Origin of the sequence: Kocuria sp. CNJ-770, from assembly GCF_001942375.1 — a bacterium.
Classification (GTDB): domain Bacteria; phylum Actinomycetota; class Actinomycetes; order Actinomycetales; family Micrococcaceae; genus Kocuria; species Kocuria oceani.
This window is the reverse complement of record NZ_MKJW01000100.1, coordinates 1-17,124: the sequence shown is the minus strand read 5'-3', so window position 1 is coordinate 17,124 and position 17,124 is coordinate 1. Positions and strand designations below refer to the sequence as shown.

Here is a 17,124-nt window from a genome sequence, read left to right as displayed (position 1 = left end):
ACCGGACGTCCCGGTGCGCCGCCGGGTCCGAGCGCTCGCGACCAACTGTGCAGTGACGAGGGGCTTCAGGGTAGAGGCGCCGCACGGCGGGGGTCAACGATGTGTCGGCGCCGCCCCCGCCGCACCCGGGTCCCGGTGGGAGGCAGCGCGGCGGGCGGCCCGCCCACGGCGCAGTGCGTCGGCGCGACCCCCGCCCGCGGCGGGACCGGCCGCCCGGCCGGGGCCCCGCGCGGGAGGCGGCCTGCTCGGCGGGGTCCGGACGAGCAGCGCCGACAGCAGCCCGCCCACGACCAGCGTCCCGGCGCAGACCCGGGTGATCAGCACGAACGCGTCACGGACCCGCTCGGGTTCGGCCAGGCCGCCGTCGCCGAGCCCGCCGAGCAGCGGCAGCGCGGCGACGGCGAGCAGGCCACCGGTGCGGGCGACGGCGTTGTTCACCCCGCTGGCCAGCCCCGCCTGCTCCTCGGGCAGTGCTGCCAGGACGGTCGCGGTCAGCGGGGTGACGATCAGGGTCAGTCCGGCCCCGAACACGGTCGTGGGCACCAGGACGTCGAGCGTGTAGTCGGCCCCGGGCCCGATGCGGCCCAGCAGGGCCACGCCCAGCCCTGCGACCAGGGGGCCGAGCGTCATCAGGGGACGGGGGCCGGTCCGGCTCATGAGGGCGCCCACCGGGGCGGAGAACACCAGCATGAGCAGGGTGACGGGCAGCAGGGACAGGCCGGCCGCGAGCGGGGAGAACCCCGCGCCCACCTGCAGGGCGACGACGAGGGCGAAGAACACCGCCCCCAGGGCCGCGTAGACCAGCAGCGTGATGGCGTTCACCACGACGAACAGGCGCACCCGCAGCACCGCGGGCGGCAGGACCGGGGCGCGCGACCGCCGCTCCCACAGCAGGAACCCGGCCAGCAGCACCAGGCCCCCCGTGAGCAGGCCGAGGGGAGCGGGGGCGCCGGGGCCCGCCTCGGCCGCCGCGGTGAGCCCGTAGGTCAGCGAGCCGAGGGCCAGCACGAGCAGCGCGGAGCCGGGCAGGTCCGGCCGTGCGGCCGCCCCGGGATCCCGGGACTCGGGCACGCAGCGCAGGCTGATGACGACGACGGCCAGCGCGAGCGGCAGGTTGATCAGGAACACCCAGCGCCAGCTCACGGCCTGCACCAGCCATCCGCCGAGGAACGGGCCGACCGCCGCGGCGACCCCCGTGAGGCCCGACCAGGCTCCGATCGCCCGGGCCCGGTCCTCGGGCGCGAACGAGGCCTGCAGGATCGCGAGGCCGGCCGGCGTCAGCAGCGCCCCGCCCACGCCCTGCGCGGCCCGGGCGAGCACGAGGACCGTGATGTCCGGGGCCAGGCCGCACAGCGCGGACGCCGCGGCGAAGACCGTCACCCCCACGAGGAAGATCCGGCGCCGGCCGTACCGGTCCCCCAGCGCTCCACCCAGGAGCACGAACGCGGCCAGGGTCAGGGCGTAGGCGTTGACGACCCAGGTCAGCCCGGCCGTTCCCGCCCCGAGGTCGGCCCCGAGGGAGGGCAGGGCGATGTTCACGACCGTCGCGTCGAGGAAGGACAGCGCCGAGCCGAGGACCGTCGCGGTGAGCACCCACCGGGCGCGGGCCTGCCCCCAGGCCAGCGGCGCCGGCGGGCGGCCGGCCGGACCGGTAACGGCGCGGGCGGAGGAGTCGTTCATCACGGCAGGACCTGGTGCTTCCCGGGGGGGCGTCACCGGTGGAGGTGCCGGCGCCAGTCGGCGGGCACCGCCCCCGCGGGGCCGGGGACCGGCTGGTCCTCCGGCCGGTGCTGCGGCGGGGCGAGCTCGGGGCCCTCCACGAAGGTGCCGGTGGCGTAGTCCCACCACCAGGACTCCCCCGGCTCGAAGCTGCGCACGTACCGGTGGCCCGTCCGCCGGTGGTGGGCGGTGGCGTGCTGGGCCGGGGAGGTGTCGCAGCACCCGATGTGCCCGCACCGGGCGCACCGGCGCAGGTGCACCCACCAGCCTCCGTCCGCCAGGCACTCGGCGCACCCGGTGCCGCTCGGACCGGCGCCCACGTCGATGTCGTCCTCGGCCATGCCGACCACCCCCGCGTCGCGGGCCGCCGCGCCGCGCGGCGCCCGGCACCACTGTCCCACGCCGGCGGGTCCTCGACCAGCCCTGGAATTCCCGGCGGGGCACCCGCACACTGGGCGGAGGAGGACGCCATGAACCACGCCGCTTTCCCCGAGATGCCCTACGAGCCCTGGCGGGAGACCCGCGAGACCCTGCACCGGTTCCTGCAGGTGGTCGGCAAGGTGCGGCTGGCGGCCGCGCCCCGCCGCAACCACTGGTGGAACGTGCCGTTCCACGTCACCGGGCGGGGCCTGACCACCCGCCCGATGGGCCGCGACCCGGTGTTCGCGATCGACCTCGACCTGCTCGACCACCGCCTGGACCTCAGCACCGCCACGGGCCTGAGGCACTCCTTCGCCCTCCCGGGGCTGTCCGTGGCAGCCTTCCACGACCGCCTGCTGCACGCCCTCGGGGCCGCCGGGGTCGAGGTCGCCATCGCCGACCCCCGCCCCTTCGACCTGCCCGACTCCGGGCGTCCGTTCGCCGAGGACACCGAGCACGCCGCCTACGACCCCGCCGCCGTGACCCGGTACTGGCAGGTGCTGGGCCAGGTGAACCTGCTGCTCGAGCGGTTCGCCGGCGAGTGGTCCGGCAAGACCAGTCCCGTCCACCACTTCTGGCACACCTTCGACATCGCGGTGACCCGCTTCGCCGACACCGCCGTGGACGTCCCGCCCGGCGCGGACCCGGTGACGGGCGAGGCGTACTCGCGGGAGGTCATCAGCTCCGGGTTCTGGTTCGGCGACGATGCCTTCCCCGAGCCGGCCTTCTACTCCTACACCGCCCCGGAGCCGGACGGCCTGGCCGCCGAGCCGCTGCGGCCGGACACGGCGCGGTGGGCCGAGCGCGCCGGGAGCCACCTGGCGGTCCTGCGCTACGACGACGTCCGGGGGCTGGCCGACCCGCACGGCGCCGTCCTCGAGTTCTGGGACAGCGCCTACCGGGCCGGGGCGCGCCGCAGCGCCTGGAACTTCTTCCACTACGACTGCCCGGGCGGGATCACGGACCCCCGCGTCTGAGGGACGTGGCCGGCGGTGCTCAGCCGCTCTGCCGGGCCTGGCGCCGCGGGTCGAAGAACTTCCCGAGCACCACGGTGTCCTGCACGGCGTAGCCGAGCCGCTCGTAGAAGTCCCGCGTGCCCGCGTTGCCGGTGCGCACCATCAGCTGCATCTTCGGGATGCCGCGCCCGGCCACCCACTGCTCGCACGCGGCCATCAGCGCCCGGCCCAGGCCTCTCCCCCGGTGGGAGGGCCGCACGGCCACGTAGTACACCCAGCCCCGGTGCCCGTCGTGGCCCACCATCGCGGTGCCCACGAGCCCGTCCTCCTCGACGGCGGCCAGCACCGTGGACGAGGGCCCCGCCAGGGCCCGGGCCAGGTCCGCCCGCGGGTCGTTCCACGGACGGGTCAGCCCCGCGTCCTCCCACAGGGCCACGGCGTCCTCGCACAGGTGCTCGGGCAGTCGGTCGACGATCATGCGGCCTCCTTCGACCGGCCCATGCTCTCACGCGTCGCCGCGCCGAGCGGGCGTTCTCGCCCTGCGATAACGCGTCTGGCCCGTCGTGGTGATCTGCCTCACACTCGGTGGTGACACCCGGCAGCGCCGACGAGGAGGAGACCCATGGTCTATCCCGCGAAGTACTCCGCCCTGAACGCCCTCGCCCTGACGGACGAGGCGAAGCGCACCCTGACGCGGATCGTGCGGGTCGCGTTCCCGCACCCGCAGCTCCCGGACGGCCCGTACGAACGGATGACCGAGAAGATCGTGGCGGAGGCCGAGAACTCCACCTGGTTCCGGATGGCCCTGACCCAGGGGCTGCTGACCCTCGACTCGCTGAGCGAGGAGCCGTTCGTGGACCTCCCCGACGAGGCCGCCCTGAACGTGCTCAAGCGGATCGCCGACCTCGAGTTCTTCGGGTTCATCCGCCGCACCACCGTGCTGCACCTCTACGACGACCACGAGGTGTGGGAGGCCCTGGGCTACGAGGGCGAGTCCTTCTCGAAGGGCGGCTATCTGCACCGCGGCTTCGACGACCTCGACTGGCTGCCCGATCCGCGCGTCGAGGAGTCCGAGGAGGAGCTGCCAGAGTGCGGCCGCCTCGGCTACCCGGTGGCGAGCGCCGCCCCCAAGGAGGGATGGAACCTGGACCAGCAGGGCGCCTCCGAGACCACCGAACAGCCCTTCAGCGACCTCTTCAAAGGGTCGGACGTCGTCGAGCCGGGAGAGACCGCATGACCACCACGCCCCAGGACCAGCAGCGCTCCGCCCGGATCGAGCTGGACGACGACTCCGCCGTCGTCGTCATCGGCTCCGGCGCCGGCGGGGGAACGCTGGCCCACGAGCTGACCGAGAAGGGCATCAAGGTGGTCCTGCTCGAGGCCGGGCCGCACCTGACCAGCGAGGACTGGGTCAACGACGAGTGGGAGGCCTTCCACCAGATGGCCTGGCTGGACCCCCGGACCACCACGGGGTCCTGGCGGATCGCGCGGGACTTCCCCAACCTCCCGGCGTGGCTGGTCAAGGCCGTCGGCGGGACCACCACCCACTGGTCGGGGGCCACGCCGCGGTTCAAGGCCCACGAGTTCCGCACGCGCAGCGTCTACGGGCGCGTGGACGGCGCGAACCTGCTGGACTGGCCGATCACGCTCGAGGACCTGGCCCCGTACTACGACCGCGCCGAGCGGAAGATCGGCAGCACCCACCGGCACGGCCGTCCCCCGCTGCCCGCGAACAACAACTACAAGGTGCTCGCGGCGGGCGCGCAGAGGCTCGGCTACCGGCACTACGCGACCGGCCCGTACGGGACCAACGCCGAACCGTACGACGGGCGCCCGGCGTCCGTCCAGGACGGGTTCAACTTCCAGGGCGACAAGAACCGGTCCAAGTGGTCCACGCTCGTCTCGGAGATCCCCAAGGCCCTGCGCACCGGCTGCCTCGACCTGCGCGCGGACTGCCACGCCGTGCAGATCACCCACACGGACAGGGGCCTGGTGGACAGCGTGGTCTACGTGGACGGGGACGGCCAGGTGCAGCGGCAGCGGGCACGGCTCGTGGCCGTGGCGTGCAACGCGATCGAGACGCCGCGGCTGCTGATGCTCTCGGCGTCCCCCCTGTTCCCGGACGGGCTCGCCAACTCGTCGGGGCAGCTGGGCCGCAACTACATGCGCCACACCACCGGATCGGTCTACGCGCAGTTCGACCGCCCGGTGCACATGTACCGGGGCGAGACGATGGCCGGGATCGTCGCCGACGAGTCCCGGCACGACGTGGACCGGGGGTTCGCCGGCGGCTACTACATGGAGACGATCTCCCTGGGGCCGGCCTTCCTGGCCAGCTTCGGGGACCCGGGCGCGTGGGGACCGGACTTCGCCGCCCTGCTCGACGGCTACGAGAACACCGCCGGGATGTGGGTGGTGGGCGAGGACATGCCGCAGGAGACCAACCGGGTGACCCTCAACACCACGGTGACCGACCACCTGGGGCTGCCCGTGCCCAACGTACACTTCGACGACCACCCGAACGACGTCGCGATGCGCAACCACGGCTACCAGCAGGGCTCCCTGCTCTACGAGTCCGTGGGCGCGGTGTCCACGCACCGCACTCCGCCGTACCCGGCGACGCACAACATGGGCACGGCGCGGATGAGCGAGCGCCCCGAGGACGGGGTGACCAACGCGTTCGGCCAGAGCCACGACGTGCCGAACCTGTTCGTCTCCGACGGGTCGCTGTTCACCACCGGGGCGGCGGCCAACCCGACGCTGACGATCGTGGCGCTGGCCACACGCCAGGCCGACTACATCGCCGAGCAGCTGGCCGGCCGGCACCTGTAGCGCCGCCCCGCGGCGGGGGACCGCTCAGTCGGCCCGGCGGGCGACCGGGCAGTCCTCCGCGGCGCGCAGGGCCCGGCCCACCCGGTCGGCGGCGTCCCGCAGCACCGGCGTGATCGCCCGGTGCCGCCGCTCGAAGTCCGGCGGCCGCAACGACACCGCCACGGAGCCGAGGGTGCGGCCCGCGGCGTCGAGCACGGGCGCGGCCAGGCAGGAGGCTCCGGGCACGAACTCCTCCCGCTCCACCGCGATGCCCTCGGCGCGCACCCGCCGGAGCTCCCGGTGCAGGGTCTCCGGCGTGCGCAGCGTCCGCTCCGTCAGGCCGGGCATGCCGTGGCGCTGGAGGTACTCCGCCACCTCGTCCCGGTCCATCCGGGCGAGCAGGATCTTGCCGAAGGCCGTCGCGTGGGCCGCGTCGGTGAACCCGAAGTCCAGGGGGTCGAGCCGTGGCCGGCGCGGGGAGTCGACCACGTGCGCCACCACGACGGCGTCCCCGCGGTACACCGCGAAGTAGGCGGCGGCGTCGGCCGAGGCGTGCAGGTCGCGGACCGCGCGCCGGACCGTGCCGGGCGTGCCGACCTGCTGGCGCAGGGACGTGTCGAGGGCGTGCACCTTGTAGCCCAGCCCGTAGCGCCGCTGGTCCCTGAGGTGGACCACGTGCTCGGAGGCCACGAGCGTCTGCAGCAGCCGGTAGACCGAGGGCAGCGGGATCCCGAGCGCGGCGCTGATGTCCTTGGCCGTCGCCCCCCGGGGGTCCCGCGCCACGACGTCGAGCAGCGCGAAGGCCTTCTGGACGGAGGCCAGGCCGGCGTCACGTGTGGTCATGCCTCATATTGTGGCGGTCGGCGTTGCATGTGCCAATGGCCCGGGAGCGCCGCTCCCGGGCCACGGACGGTCCGGCGGAGTCCTCAGCGGACCCCTCGCCGCACGTCGCGGCGCGGACTCACTCGACGGTGATCTCGCCCATCCGGTTCCAGCCCTGGGCGGAGATCGTCTCGCTGATGATCTGCGGGGTCTCCACGAGCGCCTGGGGTGCCTCCGCCGTGAACGTCCGGAAGTGCTCGCTGTTGACGTGCGGGCCGGCGGCGTCGTCCTCGAAGGCCTCGACGAGGACGAACTCGTTCGGGTCGTCCACGCTGCGGGACCAGTCGAACCACAGGTTGCCCGGCTCCTGGCGGGTGGCCTCCGTGAAGTCCCGCGAGAAGTCGATCCAGCGCTCCGACCACTCCGGCTTCACCTTGAACTTGACGACGATGAAGATCATCCCTGCTCCCTTCTCGGCGGCGCCCGGGGTGCGGGGCCCGGTGCTCTCCTGGTCAGTGTCGCGGTCCGCGGCACGGCCCGCCAAGGCAGGTTATCGCGGACCGATAACCCCGGGGCGCCCCTCCGCCCGCCGGTGCCCGGCGGCTCCGGCCCGGGTCCCGGGGCCGGGCGGCAGGAGACGCCGCCCGGGTGAGATCATGGGCCCATGAGCCGCAACCTCACCACCGCCCTCGTGGACGACCTGCGGGCACGCATCGTCGACGGGCGCATCGCCCCCGGCGAGCGCCTGCCCAGCGAGAGCAGCCTGATCGCCGAGCACGGGGTGAGCCGGACGGTGGTCCGGGAGGCCGTCGCCCGGCTCCAGGCCGAGGGCCTCGTGCACACGCGGCGGGGCAGCGGCAGCTTCGCCCTCACCCCGCCGGCCGCTCCCGCCGGGGCCGGGCGGCCCGTGCGGACGCTGCGGGACCGCCGCAGCCTGCTCGCCTTCCGCACCGGGGTGGAGTCCGAGGCCGCGGCGCTGGCCGCCACGGCCCGCGACGAGCAGCAGCTCGCCCGGATGGAGCAGGAGCTGCTGCTCACGGAGCAGGACGCGGACCACCCGGCCGCCGCCCTGGAGCACGACTTCGAGTTCCACCGGACCGTGGCCGAGGCCAGTCACAACCCCTACTACGTCGACGCCCTGACCGGCCTGGGTCCGGCCATGATCACCATGCCGCCGCGCCGGCTCGACGGCGCCGGGCCCGGCGGCCGCACGGCCCGGGTCGTGGCCGAGCACCGGGCGGTCCTGGACGCCATCCGGGCCGGTGACCCGCTGGCGGCGTCGGCCGCCATGCGCCTGCACCTGGCGAACTCGCTGTGGCGCCTGGAGGCCGAGGCGGGCGGTCCCGTGAGCCGCACGGCCGTCCCGGTCGAGGACTGAGCCGGGGATGCGCGAGATCGAGGTGGTCGCCGGCACAGCGGTGTCGCCGGTGCAGATGCTGCGGGCCCTGCGGGACCAGCCCGGGCTGGTGGCCCTGTTCGGCGACTGGGACGGCGGGGACGCCTGATCGGCTTCCGGCCCGTGCACGTGCTGGCCCCGGAGGAGGACCCCTTCGCCGCCCTGGACACGGTGCCTCCGTCGGCCGCTCCGGGCACGGTGGCCCCGCTCGCGGAGCCGGGCACGGTGGCCCCGCTCGCGGAGCCGGGCACGGTGCCCGTGCCCGCGGCCTCGGGCACGGTGGCCACGCCCGCCGGCCCGGACACCATGGCCCCGCTCGCGGCCTCGGGCACGGCGGTCCCGCTCGCCGACCCGGGCACGGTGGCCCCGGGCCGGCCGGGGCGAGGGCGGACGGGCCCGGCGCCGCGGCGGCCGGCCCGGGCTGGATCGGGTACCTCGGCTACCAGCTGTCCCGGCGGCTGGAGCGCCTCCCGGCGCCCCCGCCGCGCCCGGCGCGGCTGCCGGAGCACCACCTGGGCTTCTACGACCACGTGCTGCGCCGGCGGCCGGCCACGGGGACTGGGTGCTCGAGCGGTGGCCCGGGGCCGATCCGGCCCGGACGGCCGCGGCCCGCCGGATCGTCCGGGAGGCGCTGGCGGGCCCGAGCGGCCCGGAGGCCTACCGGTGCGGGCCCTTCCGCGCGGACGCCTCCGCGGCGGAGCACGCCGCCGCCGTGACCGCGGCGCTCGGGCACATCCGGGACGGTGACATCTTCCAGGCCAACATCTGCCGCGGCCTCGAGGCCGGCTTCGAGGGCGACCCCCTGGACCTCTTCTGCGCCGGGCACGAACGGCTGGCCCCGCGCTTCGCGGCCTTCCTGCGGCTGCCCGGCGGTGCCGTGGCCAGCCTGTCGCCGGAGCTGTTCCTGCGCCGCACCGGGCGTGCCGTGCTCAGCTCCCCCATCAAGGGCACCGCGCCGGCCGTCACCGACCCGGCGGAGCTGCACGCCTCGGCGAAGAACCGGGCCGAGAACGTCATGATCGTGGACCTGATGCGCAACGACCTCTCCCGGGCGTGCGTGCCCGGGTCCGTGCGGGCGCCGGCCGCACCCCGGGTCGAGCCGCACACCGGGGTCCACCACCTCGTGGCGGACGTGCGGGGCCGGCTGCGTGCGGGCCTCGGCGACGGCGACCTGCTGCGGGCCACGTTTCCGCCCGGCTCCTGCACGGGTGCCCCCAAGATCCGGGCCATGGAGATCATCAACGCGCTCGAACCGGCCGGCCGCGAGGTCTACACGGGCGCCGTCGGCTGCGCCGGCCCGGGCGGCCTGGTGCTCAACGTGGCGATCCGCACGTTCGAGTTCACCGGGAACCGGGTCCGGCTCGGCGTGGGCGGCGGGATCGTGGCCGACTCGGACCCCGCCGACGAGGCCCACGAGACGCTCGTCAAGGCGGTGCCCCTGCTCGACGCCGTCGGGGCGGAGCTGGACGCCGCCCTGCGGCAGGACTGGGACCTGCACGGCGCGCCGAGCGCGCCCGGGCCGGCGGACCGGGCCCCGCTCTTCGAGCTGCCGGCCCGGGCCCCGCTGCACGCCGAGGGCGTGTTCACCACTCTCCTCGTGGAGGAGCGGGAACCCGTCCAGCTCGACGCCCATCTGCGCCGCCTCGGCGCCAGCTGCCTGGCCTGCTGCGGCACGGAGCTGCCGCGGGGCGTCCGCGAGGAGGTGCTGGAGCACGCCGCCGGGCTGACCGGCCCCCACCGGCTGCGGATCGCGGCGGCGCCCACCCCGGGAGGAACCCTGGACGTGCGGGTGACGGCCACGGCGCTGCCGCCGGGACCGGTGCCCCCGTGGCGGCTGGTCCCCGTGCGGCTGACCGGCGGTTTGGGCGCGCACAAGTGGGCGGACCGGCGGGTGCTCGTCCACGAGCCCGAGCCCGGGCTGTGGTCGCGCAGCTGCGACCCCCTGCTGGTGGACGCCGACGGCACGGTCCTGGAGACCGGTCGCGCCAACGTCTTCGCGGTGCTCGGCGGCACCGTGGTCACCCCGCCCGCGGACGGCCGCATCCTGCCCGGGGTGGTGCGGGCCCGCGCGCTCGAGGCCCTGCGCCGATCGGGGCGCCCGGTCGACGAGCGGCCGCTGCGGCTCGGGGAGCTCGCCGCGGCCACGGAGGTGTTCGTGACCAACTCGGTGGTCGGCGCCCACCCCGTCGGCTCCGTGGACGGGGTGGCCCGGTGGGAACCGGGCCCCGTCCAGCACTCCCTGACCCGCGTCCTCCGCCGAGGGCGCGGGTGACCGCGGGTGACGGCGAGCGCGCACGGGCGGGTCGCCGTCACCTGCGGCCTCGACGTGAGGCGAGGAGAGGTGGGACGGAGTGAGGGCGGCGGGGCGGGTCAGAAGACGATCGTCTGGCGGGCGTGGCGGACGACCCGGTCCTGGCAGTGCCACAGCACCGCGCGGGCGAGCACCTGCCGCTCCACGTCGGCGCCGCGCCGGGCGAAGTCCTGGGCGGTGTCCCGGTGGGAGACCCGCACCACGTCCTGCTCGATGATCGGGCCCTCGTCGAGGTCCTCGGTGACGTAGTGCGCCGTGGCGCCGATGATCTTCACGCCGCGCTCCTTGGCCTTGCGGTAGGGCTCCGCGCCCACGAAGGCGGGCAGGAACGAGTGGTGGATGTTGATCACCGGCACGCCCACGGCCTCGAGGAACGGCGAGGAGAGGATCTGCATGTAGCGGGCCAGCACCACGAGGTCGACGTTGCCGTCCAGCAACCGCAGGTGCTCCGCCTCGGCGACCGCCTTGTCCTCGGTGGGGACGTGGAAGAAGGGGATGCCGAAGCCCCGGACCTCCTGCGCCAGATCCGGGTGGTTGGAGACGACCATCGAGATCGTCACGGGCAGCTCGCCGCGGCGCTGGCGCCAGATGAGGTCCAGCAGGCAGTGGTCGGACCGGGAGGCGAAGACCGCCACCCGCCGGGGCGCCGAGAGGTCCGTGAACCGCCACTGCAGGTCGAAGCCGCCCGTGAGGGCCGCGGCGAGGTCCTGCTCGAGCACGGGCCGCAGCGCCGGGTAGGCGGGCAGGTGGAAGACCGTGCGCTGGAAGAACGCCCCGCCCTCGGGGTCGTCGGAGTGCTGGTCCAGCGCCACGATGTTCGCCCCGTGCCGGGCCAGCACGGAGGTCACGACGGCGACGATGCCCGGCTGGTCCCGGCCGTGCACCACGAGGCTGGCGTGGTCGGGGCGGAGCACGGACTGCTGCGGAGGCCTCATGGCGCCACCCGCTCCCCGCCGAACTGCCGGACCCAGCAGGCCGTGGCCCCCAGCCCGCCGAAGGTGTAGAAGTGCAGCCGCACCGGACCGTGGGCTTCGGCGTCGTAGCCCGCGGCGAGGTCGTGCAGGAAGCGGTCGGGACCCGCGGTGCCCAGCAGGTGCGTGAGGGAGAGACCGTACTTCTGCGCGATCCCCGCCGAGGTGGCCACGCCGAAGCGGCGGGCGTGGCCGAGCAGCCGGCGGACCCCCGCCGGACCCGGCACGCCGATCCGCACCGGGGCGTCGATCCCGCGGCGGCGCGCCTCGGCCAGCCACGACAGGACCGGGGCGGTGTCGAAGCCGAACTGGGTGATCACCGTGGCCTCGAGGCCCTGCTCGCGCAGGGCGGCCGTCTTGGCCGCCAGCGCCGACCACAGGACGTCGTCGTCGACGGCGGGGTGGCCCTCCGGGTAGCCGCCGATGCCCACGCCGCGCACGCCGTGGCGCTGGAGGGCCCCGCTGCGGATGACCGCGAGGGCGTCCTCGTAGGGACCCTGCGCGGTCCCGGGGTCACCGCCCACGACGAGCACCTGCTCGGCGGCCCCGGCCTCCGCGAGGTGCACGAGGAAGGCGTCGAGCTCGGCCCGGGAGCGCAGCCGCCGCGCCGAGACGTGGGGCACCGGCACGAACCCGTGCTCGCGCACGGCCCGGGCGGCGGCCACGCGCAGCGCCGGATCCTCGTGAGCGAGGAACGTGACGTTGATCCGGGTGCCCGGGGGGATCCCCGGGCCCGCCTCCTGCAGGGCGGGCACGTCCCGGCCCGTCATCTCCAGCGAGAAGCCCGGGAGCATCTGCACGGCGGCCGGGCTCCCGGTGGGCGTGCTGGTCGGCATGGGTCCCGTCCTCTCCACGGCGCCGGACCGGCCGGGCGCTCCGCACGGGCGTCCACGCCCGCGCACGGCAGGTGCCACCAGTATGCACAGCGCTCTCCCGGGAGGAACACCGCGCCCCGCCCAGGCCTCATCGCCGCCCCGAGTGGCTCGTGCAGAGCAGGGCACCCTGCCGGCCGGGGACGCGGCAGGAGGCGGAAATATCCTCGCACCACCCCTTGACTCGTGAGCTGGCTCACAGATACGGTTTGGAAAACGCTTTCCAGCACTCAGGACCGAGCACCAGGAGACACGATCGACATGAAGCGCACCGGACCTCTCGCCAAGGCCGTCACGGCCCTCGCCGTATCCGCCCTCGCCCTCACCGGCTGCGGCGGCGGCGACAGCGCCGCAGCCGACGGCGACGTCGAGCTCCGGTTCGCCTGGTGGGGCTCGGACACCCGCCACCAGCGCACCCAGGAGATCATCGACGCCTTCGAGGAGCAGAACCCCGGCATCACCGTGACCGGCGAGTACGGCGACTGGGCCGGCTACTGGGACAAGCTCGCCACCCAGACGGCCTCCAACGACGCCCCGGACATCATCCAGATGGACGCGAAGTACATCCGCGAGTACGCCGACAACGGCGCGCTGCTGGACCTCTCGGACATCGATCTCGGCGAGCTCAGCGAGGACGTCGTGGAGAACGGCCGCACCGAGGAGGGCCTGTTCGGCGTGACCACCGGCGTCAACGCCATGGCCATCATGGCCAACCCCACGATCTTCCAGGAGGCCGGCGTCGAGCTGCCCGACGACACCACCTGGACGTGGGAGGACTTCTCCGACGTCGCCCAGCAGGTCACGGAGGGCAGCGACGCGTACGGCGCCGCCGGCCCGGCGGAGCCCGACACCTTCCAGATCTGGCTGCGCCAGCAGGGCAAGGAGCTGACCACCCCTGAGGGCGAGCTCGGCTTCGACGCGGCGGACGCCGCCGAGTACCTGGAGATGCAGCACCGGATGATGCAGGAGGGCGCCCTGCCCCCCGCCTCGGTCGTGGCCGAGGACCAGGCGCCCAACCCGGACCAGTCCCTGACGGGCACCAACGGCGCCGCGATGGGCGCGTGGTGGACCAACCAGCTGAGCTCTGTCAGCGACGCGTCGGGCAACGACCTCGTCCCGCTGCGCTTCCCGAGCATGGACGGCACGGCGAAGGGGGCCGCCCTCTACTACAAGCCGGCGATGTTCATGTCGGCCTCCGCCCGCACGGAGCACCCGGAGGAGGTCAAGAAGTTCATCGACTTCATGGTCAACAGCGAGGAGGCCGGCCTGCTCAACCTCGCCGACCGGGGCCTGCCCGCCAACGAGTCGGTGCGCGAGGCCGTGGTCCCGGAGATGAACGAGGCAGACGCCCGCTCCGCGGAGTTCCTCGAGGAGATCGAGCCGGAGCTGGGCGATCCGACGCCGATCCCGCCGCTGGGCTACAGCACCCTGCAGGAGATCCTGTACCGCTACGAGCTGGAGGTGTTCTTCGACCGGGCGAGCCCGCAGGAGGCCGCCGAGCGGATGATCTCCGAGATGGAGTCGGCGATCAGCTGACCCGCACGCTCCGCGGGCGCCGGCCGGACCGGCGCCCGCGGCGCGGCCCGGCCCGCACCCGCGGGCCCAGTCCCTCCGCGGCCGACACCGGCGGCGGAGGGACTTCGCACGTCCGCGCACGCGGCCGTCGACACCACGGCCGCGCAGGACCCCTCGAGCACGACCTCTAGTCATACAAGTTTCCAACTTGTACTATTCGTGGTGTCCACCCCACATTCAGCACGAGGACCCACCATGACCTACACCCCGGACGCCGTCCGCCACCTGCAGCTGTCCACCGTCACCCTGCCGCTGAGCACCCCGATCTCCGACGCCAAGGTGTTCACCGGCCGGCAGCGGCCGATGACCGAGGTCGTCTTCCTCGTCGCCGAGATCAGCACCGAGCAGGGCCACTCGGGAGTGGGGTTCAGCTACTCCAAGCGCGCGGGCGGGCCGGCCCAGTACGCCCACGCCAAGGAGGTCGCCGAAGGGCTCATCGGCGAGGACCCCAGCGACATCGCCAAGGTGTACGACAAGCTGCTGTGGGCGGGAGCCTCGGTGGGCCGCTCCGGGGTGGCCACACAGGCACTGGCCGCGATCGACGTGGCCCTGTGGGACCTCAAGGCCAAGCGGGCCGGCCTGCCGCTGGCCAAGCTCCTGGGCGCCCACCGGGACTCGGTGCGCACCTACAACACCTCCGGCGGCTTCCTGCACGCCTCCCTGGAGGAGGTCAAGGACCGCGCCACGGCCTCCCTCGAGGCCGGCATCGGCGGGATCAAGATCAAGGTGGGCCTGCCCGACTCGGCGGAGGACCTCCGGCGCGTGGCCGGCGTGCGCGAGCACATCGGGGCCACCGTGCCCCTCATGGTCGACGCGAACCAGCAGTGGGACCGGGCGACCGCCCTGCGCATGGGCCGGAGGCTCGAGGAGTTCGACCTCACCTGGATCGAGGAGCCGCTGGACGCCTACGACGCCGAGGGCCACGCCCGGCTCACGGCCACCCTGGACACCCCGATCGCCACCGGCGAGATGCTCGCCTCGGTCGCCGAGCACGTGCGGCTCGTCGACGCCCGGGCCTGCGACATCATCCAGCCCGACGCCCCGCGGGTGGGCGGGATCACGCAGTTCCTGCGCCTGGCCGCCCTGGCCGACCAGCGCGGCCTGGACCTCGCCCCGCACTTCGCCATGGAGATCCACCTGCACCTGGCCGCCGCCTATCCGCGCGAGCCCTGGGTGGAGCACTTCGACTGGCTCGACCCCCTCTTCGAGGAGCGCCTCGAGACCCGCGACGGCCGCATGCTGGTCCCCGCACGCCCCGGACTGGGCATCACGCTCAGCGAGCAGGCCCGCGCCTGGACCACCGACAGCGCAGCGTTCGGCACCGCGTAGTCGAGCACGGCCCGGGGTCGCCCGGTCCGCCCGAACACGTCCGCACCACCTCTTGACCCGTGAGCTGGATCACAGCTAGTGTTGGGAAAACGCTTTCCACCACCGCCCCGACCCAGGAGACACGATCGACATGAAGCGCACCGGACCTCTCGCCAAGGCCGTCACGGCCCTCGCCGTGTCGGCTCTCGCCCTCACCGGCTGCGGCGGCGGCGACAGCGCCGCCGCCGACGGCGACGTCGAGCTCCGTTTCGCCTGGTGGGGTTCGGACACCCGCCACCAGCAGACGCAGAAGATCATCGACGCCTTCGAGGAGGAGAACCCGGGCATCACGGTGACCGGCGAGTACGGCGACTGGTCCGGGTACTGGGACAAGCTGGCCACGCAGACGGCCTCCAGCGATGCCCCGGACGTCATCCAGATGGAGGAGAAGTACATCCGCGAGTACGCCGACAACGGCGCGCTGCTGGACCTCTCCGACGTGGACGTGAGCGAGATCGACGAGGGCGTCGTGGAGAGCGGCCGCACCGAGGAGGGCCTGTTCGGTGTGGCCACGGGCGTGAACATCATGGCGCTGGTGGCCAACCCGGCGCTGTTCGAGGAGGCCGGCGTCGAGCTGCCGGACGACAGCACGTGGACCTGGCAGGACTACTCGGACGTCGCGGCGCAGATCACGGAGAACTCGGACGCCTACGGGGCCAGCGGACCGAACGAGCCGGCGGGCTTCCAGATCTGGCTGCGGCAGCAGGGCAAGGAGATGACCACCCCAGAGGGCGAGCTCGGCTTCGAGGTGGCCGACGCGGCCGAGTACCTGGAGCTGCAGAAGCAGCTGATCGAGGACGGGGCCCTGCCCCCGGCCTCGGTGCTCACCGAGGACCAGAGCCCGGGCCCGGACCAGTCCCTGACGGGCACCAACGGCGCCGCGATGGGCATGTGGTGGACCAACCAGCTGAGCGCCCTGAATGCGGCGTCCGGCAACGACCTCCTCCCCCTGCGCTTCCCCAGCACGGACGGCGCCGAGGGCGGGGCGCAGCTCTTCCAGAAGTCTGCGATGTTCATGTCCGGCTCCGCCCGCACGGAGCACCCGGAGGAGGTCAAGAAGTTCATCGACTTCATGGTCAACAGCGAGGAGGCCGGCCTGCTCAACCTCGCCGACCGCGGGCTGCCCGCCAACCAGTCCGTCCGCGAGGCGGTCCTCCCCGAGCTGGACGAGGCGGACACCATGGCTGCCGAGTTCATCGAGGAGGTCCAGCCGGAGCTCGGTGACCCCCTGCCGATCCCGCCGCTGGGCTTCAGCTCCCTCCAGGAGATCCTCTACCGCTACGAGCTGGACGTCGCCTTCGACCGGGCGAGCCCGCAGGAGGCCGCCGAGCGGATGATCTCCGAGATGGAGTCGGCGATCAGCTGACCCGCACGCTCCGCGGGCGCCGGCCGGGCCGCGCCCGCGGCTCCACCTGGGCGGCACCCCGCCGAGCGCCGACCATCCGTCCCTTCGACCGTTCAACCACACTCTCCTTCTTCTTCTTCTCCTTCGGATCGTCCGGCACGTGCCTGCCGGGAAAGAGGCTTGTTCCATGTCTGCTGTGCGCTACGCGAATGTCACCTGTCAGTACCCGGGGGCCGAGCGGCCCTCGGTCACCGATCTGGACCTGGAGGTGGCCGACGGGGAGTTCCTGGTCCTGGTCGGACCCTCCGGATGCGGCAAATCCACCACCCTGCGGATGCTGGCCGGCCTGGAGGAGGTCACCGCCGGGAACATCTACATCGGGGACCGCGACGTCACCGACGTGCCGTCGAGGGACCGCGACATCGCGATGGTCTTCCAGAACTACGCCCTCTACCCGCACATGACCGTGGCCGAGAACATGGGCTTCGCCCTGAAGATCGCCAAGGTCCCCGCCGAGGAGCGAAAGCGCCGGGTGGAGGAGGCCGCCAAGATCCTGGA

The 17,124-nt window shown here is 73.9% G+C and carries 17 protein-coding genes; 10 read left to right on the top strand and 7 right to left on the bottom strand.

The annotated features are described in order from the left end of the window. Nucleotides 1-93 precede the first annotated feature (93 nt). Together BJF77_RS10780 and BJF77_RS10775 are read right to left on the bottom strand one after the other, a co-directional pair. Nucleotides 94-1,680, bottom strand: a complete 1,587-nt coding sequence (locus BJF77_RS10780; RefSeq protein WP_139318533.1) for an MFS transporter — start codon at nucleotides 1,678-1,680, stop codon at nucleotides 94-96. A 32-nt stretch (nucleotides 1,681-1,712) separates the two neighbouring features. After that, on the bottom strand, nucleotides 1,713-2,060 hold the full coding sequence (locus BJF77_RS10775) for a UBP-type zinc finger domain-containing protein (RefSeq protein WP_047803234.1): 348 nt from the start codon (nucleotides 2,058-2,060) through the stop codon (nucleotides 1,713-1,715). A 129-nt stretch (nucleotides 2,061-2,189) separates the two neighbouring features. Between BJF77_RS10775 and BJF77_RS10770 the strand changes: the two genes are divergently transcribed. Further along, the gene (locus BJF77_RS10770; RefSeq protein WP_075872166.1) at nucleotides 2,190-3,116 is read left to right on the top strand and encodes a DUF5996 family protein; all 927 of its coding nucleotides are present in this window, start codon (nucleotides 2,190-2,192) and stop codon (nucleotides 3,114-3,116) included. Between the two features lie 19 nt (nucleotides 3,117-3,135). On the opposite strand, the gene BJF77_RS10765 is transcribed toward BJF77_RS10770, so the two are convergent. Then, on the bottom strand, nucleotides 3,136-3,573 hold the full coding sequence (locus BJF77_RS10765) for a GNAT family acetyltransferase (RefSeq protein ID WP_047803218.1): 438 nt from the start codon (nucleotides 3,571-3,573) through the stop codon (nucleotides 3,136-3,138). 144 nt (nucleotides 3,574-3,717) lie between these two features. On the opposite strand from BJF77_RS10765, the gene BJF77_RS10760 reads away from it, so the two are divergent. Further along, nucleotides 3,718-4,332, top strand: coding sequence for a hypothetical protein (locus BJF77_RS10760; RefSeq protein ID WP_047803219.1), 615 nt, complete (start codon nucleotides 3,718-3,720; stop codon nucleotides 4,330-4,332). Then, the gene (locus tag BJF77_RS10755) at nucleotides 4,329-5,927 is read left to right on the top strand and encodes a GMC family oxidoreductase (RefSeq protein WP_047803220.1); all 1,599 of its coding nucleotides are present in this window, start codon (nucleotides 4,329-4,331) and stop codon (nucleotides 5,925-5,927) included. The genes BJF77_RS10760 and BJF77_RS10755 overlap by 4 nt, the downstream gene beginning before the upstream one ends. A 24-nt stretch (nucleotides 5,928-5,951) precedes the next feature. Here the strand turns inward: BJF77_RS10755 and BJF77_RS10750 are convergent, their stop codons facing one another. Together BJF77_RS10750 and BJF77_RS10745 are read right to left on the bottom strand one after the other, a co-directional pair. Further along, a complete protein-coding gene (locus BJF77_RS10750; protein ID WP_075872165.1) occupies nucleotides 5,952-6,749 on the bottom strand; it encodes an IclR family transcriptional regulator in 798 nt (265 codons plus the stop codon). A 118-nt stretch (nucleotides 6,750-6,867) separates the two neighbouring features. Then, on the bottom strand, nucleotides 6,868-7,188 hold the full coding sequence (locus tag BJF77_RS10745; protein ID WP_075872164.1) for a putative quinol monooxygenase: 321 nt from the start codon (nucleotides 7,186-7,188) through the stop codon (nucleotides 6,868-6,870). A gap of 204 nt (nucleotides 7,189-7,392) precedes the next feature. On the opposite strand from BJF77_RS10745, the gene BJF77_RS10740 reads away from it, so the two are divergent. The 3 genes from BJF77_RS10740 (at nucleotide 7,393) to BJF77_RS10735 (ending at nucleotide 10,396) form a co-directional block, all read left to right on the top strand. Continuing rightward, nucleotides 7,393-8,106, top strand: a complete 714-nt coding sequence (locus tag BJF77_RS10740) for a FadR/GntR family transcriptional regulator (protein ID WP_075872163.1) — start codon at nucleotides 7,393-7,395, stop codon at nucleotides 8,104-8,106. Between the two features lie 443 nt (nucleotides 8,107-8,549). Continuing rightward, complete coding sequence (locus BJF77_RS22645) at nucleotides 8,550-8,840, top strand: hypothetical protein (protein WP_369821397.1); 291 nt, start codon at nucleotides 8,550-8,552, stop codon at nucleotides 8,838-8,840. Continuing rightward, nucleotides 8,741-10,396, top strand: coding sequence for a bifunctional anthranilate synthase component I family protein/class IV aminotransferase (locus BJF77_RS10735; RefSeq protein WP_369821396.1), 1,656 nt, complete (start codon nucleotides 8,741-8,743; stop codon nucleotides 10,394-10,396). The genes BJF77_RS22645 and BJF77_RS10735 overlap by 100 nt, the downstream gene beginning before the upstream one ends. Before the next feature lie 98 nt (nucleotides 10,397-10,494). On the opposite strand, the gene purU is transcribed toward BJF77_RS10735, so the two are convergent. Together purU and BJF77_RS10725 are read right to left on the bottom strand one after the other, a co-directional pair. After that, a complete protein-coding gene (gene purU / locus BJF77_RS10730) occupies nucleotides 10,495-11,370 on the bottom strand; it encodes a formyltetrahydrofolate deformylase (RefSeq protein ID WP_047803225.1) in 876 nt (291 codons plus the stop codon). Beyond that, complete coding sequence (locus BJF77_RS10725) at nucleotides 11,367-12,242, bottom strand: methylenetetrahydrofolate reductase (protein WP_075872161.1); 876 nt, start codon at nucleotides 12,240-12,242, stop codon at nucleotides 11,367-11,369. Before BJF77_RS10725 ends, purU begins: the two co-directional genes overlap by 4 nt. A gap of 297 nt (nucleotides 12,243-12,539) precedes the next feature. Between BJF77_RS10725 and BJF77_RS10720 the strand changes: the two genes are divergently transcribed. The 4 genes from BJF77_RS10720 to BJF77_RS10705 form a co-directional block, all read left to right on the top strand. After that, nucleotides 12,540-13,814 (top strand): ABC transporter substrate-binding protein, encoded by a 1,275-nt coding sequence (locus tag BJF77_RS10720; RefSeq protein ID WP_075872160.1) that lies wholly within the window; start codon nucleotides 12,540-12,542, stop codon nucleotides 13,812-13,814. A 234-nt stretch (nucleotides 13,815-14,048) separates the two neighbouring features. Then, nucleotides 14,049-15,182: a mandelate racemase/muconate lactonizing enzyme family protein gene (locus BJF77_RS10715; RefSeq protein WP_075872159.1), complete on the top strand. Its 1,134-nt coding sequence runs from the start codon at nucleotides 14,049-14,051 to the stop codon at nucleotides 15,180-15,182. 130 nt (nucleotides 15,183-15,312) lie between these two features. Continuing rightward, entirely contained in the window at nucleotides 15,313-16,587 is a 1,275-nt protein-coding gene (locus BJF77_RS10710) for an ABC transporter substrate-binding protein (RefSeq protein ID WP_075872158.1), read from the top strand. A 166-nt stretch (nucleotides 16,588-16,753) separates the two neighbouring features. Further along, nucleotides 16,754-17,124: ABC transporter ATP-binding protein (locus BJF77_RS10705; protein WP_139318532.1), on the top strand; the 371-nt coding region annotated here is incomplete at its 3' end.